This is a genomic window from Micromonospora parastrephiae, from assembly GCF_016802865.1.
GTDB lineage: Bacteria > Actinomycetota > Actinomycetes > Mycobacteriales > Micromonosporaceae > Micromonospora > Micromonospora parastrephiae.
In genome coordinates this window covers 1-4,774 of record NZ_JAEVHM010000295.1, presented here as the reverse complement: position 1 = coordinate 4,774, position 4,774 = coordinate 1, and the positions used below count along the sequence as shown (strand labels likewise).

Annotated in this window: 2 protein-coding genes and 1 pseudogene; 2 read left to right on the top strand and 1 reads right to left on the bottom strand. The window is 74.0% G+C overall.

What is annotated here, in order from left to right; translation table 11 throughout:
• Nucleotides 1-384, top strand: a pseudogene (locus tag JNW91_RS29695) (penicillin acylase family protein); the annotation flags it as partial.
• Entirely contained in the window at nt 374-931 is a 558-nt protein-coding gene (locus JNW91_RS29690; protein WP_203178826.1) for a GNAT family N-acetyltransferase, read from the top strand. The pseudogene JNW91_RS29695 and the gene JNW91_RS29690, both read left to right, overlap by 11 nt.
• 72 nt (nt 932-1,003) lie before the next feature.
• On the opposite strand, the gene JNW91_RS29685 is transcribed toward JNW91_RS29690, so the two are convergent.
• Nucleotides 1,004-4,714, bottom strand: a complete 3,711-nt coding sequence (locus tag JNW91_RS29685; protein WP_203178825.1) for a S8 family serine peptidase — start codon at nt 4,712-4,714, stop codon at nt 1,004-1,006.
• Between the last annotated feature and the right edge of the window lie 60 nt (nt 4,715-4,774).

The following is a 4,774-nucleotide window of genomic DNA, read 5'->3' as shown; positions in this document are numbered from 1 at the left end:
CGCTGGTGGGCGCGGCCATCGAGGAGGTCGCCGGCGCGGCGGACGGGCCGGCGCGCTGGGGGCGACCTGCACCGGCTGGCGTCGTGGCGGGCGCTGCCCGACCTGGACGCCGGACCCGGGCCTCGCCTCGACGGCGACCACGACTGCGTGCTTGCCACGTCGAGCGTGCCCGGGGTCACCCATCGGTGTTTCCGGGGGCCGGCCGCCCGTTTCGTGTGGGACCTGGCGCGGCGCGAGGACAGCCGCTGGGTGGTCCCGCTGGGCGCCTGCGGGGTGCCCGACGACCCGCACCACAACGACCAGAGCCGCGCGTGGCTGGCCGGCGAGCTGCTGCCGGTGGTCACGGACTGGGACCGCCTCGTGGAGGAGCCAGATGAACACTGAGGGACATCACTACCGGCGCGATGTCAGCGGATTCGGGGTGGTCACCGTCCGCCCGGTGCGGCCGGACGAGGACGTCGACCTGCTGCACGACTGGGTCACCCAGGATCGGGCCCGCTTCTGGGGAATGCGGGAGGCGAGCCGCGAGCGGGTGCACGAGATCTACACCTACCTGGACTCGCTGGCCACCCACCACGCGTACCTGGTACATCGCGACGGCGTGCCGGCGGCGCTGGCGCAGACCTACCAGCCCGAGGCCGACCCGGTCGGCGAGTGCTACGACGTACGCCCCGGCGACATCGGCCTCCACCTGCTCATCGGACCACCGGCGGCGGTCGAGCGCGGCTTCACCGGCGCGCTGTTCGGCGCGATCCTCGACTTCGTCCTCGCCGACCCGGGCCGGCTGCGCGTCGTGATGGAACCGGACGCCCGCAACGACCGCGCCGTCAACCGGTTCCTGCGCGCCGGGTTCCGGCTCGGACCGTTGATCGACCTGCCGGAGAAACGCGCCCGGTTGCTCTTCCTCGACCGGCCGGCGACCACCGGCTGACGCCACCGGCGGCGAACCGGCCGCCGGCCCGGGTGCGCGGGGCACCCCGACCGACGGCCGGCCGCCGTGGCGTCAGCGCAGGCCGAACGCCCGGGTGATGCTCTGGCTCACGGTGTTGCCGGAGGCGTCCCGCGCGGTGGTACGCAGGCTGACGAAGCTGGCCTTCGCCGGCGCGGCCAGCGAGGTGCGCCAACCGTCGCCGTGCCGGGTCAGCCGCTGCTTCTGCCAGGTCGCCCCGTCGTCGTAGGACACCTCGACGGCCACCGGGCCGACCGTGCCCGAAACACCCGGCAGCTGGGAGGCGACCACGGTGAGCGGCGCCCGCCGTGCGGCCCTGCCGTCCCGGTCGATGTCCACCCGGTAGTCCAGCTGGATCATCGGCAGCACCTCCGACGACTCCTGTCCGGTGGCCGCCGAGCTGAAGCCCCACTCGGTGCGGGTCCGCCGGGAGTACGGGTTGGTCCAGGCCGCCCGGTCGTTCTCCACCACCAGCCGGTACGGCAGCCGCTGCTCAGCGAGGCCGGAGACCTGGAGGTACTCGGCGTTGCCCCAGTTCAGCTCCTTGTCGCCCTGGTAGAGGGTGGTCCGGTTGACCATGTCGAAGTTGGCGTACGCCTCACCGATGTGGCCGCCCCCGTCGCCCCAGCCGGGCGCCGGCAGGTAGACGGTGTCCAGGTAGCGAACCGGCACGTAGCCCCCGCCCATCCTGGGTCGCTGGATCGGTCCGAACCAGGTGACCTCGCTCCGCGTACCGGCCGGGTAGGTGGCCACCGCCGTGGAGTGCTGGCCGGTCTCGCCGGCGATGTGCGCGTCGTCGATCCAGCGCGCGTCGGCGGTGACCCAGTCGGTCCGTCGACCCTGCGCCCGGACGGGCACCTGGTTGCTCGACGCCCAGCCGCGCCACACGTCGGTGCGGAACTCCAGCGCCTTGCCCTGCCGGTAGTTGCGGAACTCCACGTCGACCCGGGCCAGCTGCCGGTTCGTCGGCCGGTAGGTGGGATCGGTCGGTACCGTGCCGGTCCAGTGGTGCGCCACGTCGTACAGGTAGGTGGTCTCCGGGTGCGAGTCGACGGTCAGCCGCACCGGCCCGCGCTCCAGCGCGCCGATGAGCTGTGCGCCTTCGTCGGCGGTGAGGGTGGCGACGGTCACCGGGGCGGGGCTCTCCGGGCTCCAGGGCGCCTCGTCCCACGGCTGGAGTCGGCCGACGCCGTCGTTGATCACCAGCAGCAGCTTCGCCCCGGCCGCCGCGGCGGCCTGCGCCTGGGTGGCGATGTCCACGGTGTCGCTGCGCCGGACCACCACGGCCCGGTCCCGGACCGGCCGCTTGGCCAGACCCGCCGCCGACGCGTCGGCGACGTAAACCGCCTCCACCTGTCGACGACCTGCCGGCAGCGCGGGCGTCGACCGCTTCACCAGCAGATCGTCGTACGACCGGCCGTCGACGGCGACGGTCAACGCCGGCTGTTCCAGCCGCCACCGGGCACCGAACTCGAACTCGCCGTCGGTGACCGCGCGGCTCGTCGGCAGCGCCCACATGCTGTCGTACGAGCCGTCGGGCAGCACCTGGCTCTCGGTGAGGCTGGCCCCGAACGACCGGTGGATGTCCATCCGCAGCGCGGTCGGGGTCGCCTCCTGCGGCACCTGGGCACGTACCTGCCGGGCGGCCCGCGCGTCCAGGGTGACGGTACGGTCGCGGTCCAGGTCGACATCGGTGAAGCTGAGCATCGCCATGCCCTTGGAGTGCGGCCCGTGCACGCCGCGCACGTCGGCGGAGATCCAGCCGGTCCACGTCGCCACCGGCAGCCGCAGCGTGGTGGTGCCACTCTCGGGCAGGTCGACGGCGGTGAACAGGCCGTCGGTGGTGAGGATGACCTTGCCGGTGAGCGGCTTGCCGTCGCGGTCCCTGGCGACGAGCGTCAGGTTCTGCCGCTGGCCCTCCTTCGCGGCCCCGATCAGGGTGCGGCCACGCACCGTACCGGTGCCGTCGGTGGCGACGATCGTGCCGCTGACCTGCTTCTCGGCCGGCAGCTTGTCGTACGCCGCGCTCAGCGTCACGGCGGCGGTGCCGCCGGCGGGCACGGTGACCGAGCCGGCGGACAGGGCGAACAGGCCGGCCGGCGCACCCGCCGCGTCGAGGGCCAGCTTCAGGGTGACCGGCGCGGTGCCGGTGTTGGTGTAGGTAACCGTCCGGTCGACGATCGACCCGGGCTGCGGCGGCCAGGTCTGGAAGCCGGAGTAGGCGCTCGGGGTGGCGAGCACCGTGGCGTGCACGGCGGCGACCGCGTCCACCCGACCGGCTCCCGCCTGGTACGGGGTGTAGCCCGGGGTGGCCTTGACCGTGCTGACCAGCGCTTCCTTGATGCGCTGACCGGTCCAGTCGGGGTGCGCGGCGGCGACCAGCGCGGCCGTGCCGGCCACGTGCGGGGTGGCCATCGACGTGCCGCTCATCAGCGTGTAGTCCCCGGAGCCGCGGACCTGGTGCGAGCGGGCGGCCAGGATGTCCACGCCGGGCGCGGTGATCTCGGGCTTGAGCCCACCGTCGCCGGCGCGCGGGCCCTGACTGGAGAAGTCGGCGAGCCGGTCGGTGGAGTCGACGGCGCCCACGGTGAGCGCGGAGTCCGCCGCGCCCGGGCTGCCGATGCTGTTCGGCCCGCCGTTGCCGGCGGCGATCACGAACAGCGCGCCGGTCTCGGCGCTGAGCCGCTCGACCGCCTGGCTCATCGGGTCGCTGCCGTCGGTGGCCTCACCGCCCAGGCTCATGCTGACGACGCGGGCCTTCTGATCGCGGGCCGCCCACTCCATCCCGGCGATGATCCAGGAGTTCTGCCCGCTGCCCTCGCTGTTGAGGACCTTGCCGACGTGCAGCCGGGCGCCGGGGGCGACGCCCCGCTCGATTCCGCCGGAGGCCGCGCCGGTGCCGGCGATCGTCGAGGCCACGTGGGTGCCGTGGCCCTTGTAGTCGAGGATGTCGGGCTCCTCCGGCACGAAGCTGCTCGACGCGGTGATCTGACCGGCGAGGTCCGGATGCTCGGCGTCCGCGCCCGAGTCCAGTACGGCCACGTCGACACCGGCCGCGGTGTTGCCCTCGGCCCAGACGGCCGGAGCGCCGATCTGGGCGGTGGACTCGGCCAGGTCGGCGTGCACCCGTCCGTCCAGCCAGACCTTCGCGATGCCGTTGGCCAGGGTCGGGGCGCCGCCGGTACGGCGGGCCGTGCCGGCGGTGAGCGCGGTCCAGAACCGGTCGGCGGCGGCGCGCGGCCGGGTCAGGGCCGCGCCCCGCACGCTGTCCAGCGGGCGGATGAGCTCGGCGCCGTCCACTGCGGGGCGGGTGCGGTTGCGGGCCGCCGCGTCGGTCATGGTGACGATCAGCGGGAGCTTGTCCGCGTGCGCGTCGTCGTAGCCGTCGGCGATGAGCTCGGTGACATTGAACAGTTGCCGGTCCAGCACGCCGCCCGTGACGTACGGCAGCGCGGCGTCGGGATAGACGTAGGTGTCGCCGTCGAGCACGGTGCGGTGGAAGGTGGGCGTGCTGCCGTCCGGCCGGCGGACCGTCGAGACGGTGCTGCCGTCGGCCCCGGTGGTGACGGTGACCGTGTCACCGGTGATCAGGGTGACGGTGGACGCCCGCCCCGGTGCGGCCGGCGGCTGGCCGGTGGGCCGGCCCGGGTTGTTCGGCGGGGCGGCGGACGCTCCTGCGCCGGGTGGGGTGAACCCGGCGGCCAGGGTGAGGACGGCGCCGAGGGCGATCAGCCCGGGGCGGCGGCGCCTGGAAGACAGAGCCAAGATGACCTCTTTGTGTCGAGAAGCGGTGCGCAGCACCAGCATCGATGCAACGCCCGCCCC

What these genes read in the sequence shown, in the direction of transcription:
- JNW91_RS29690 (WP_203178826.1), top strand. Translation starts at nt 374, where the DNA reads ATGAACACTGAGGGACATCACTACCGGCGCGATGTCAGCGGATTCGGG.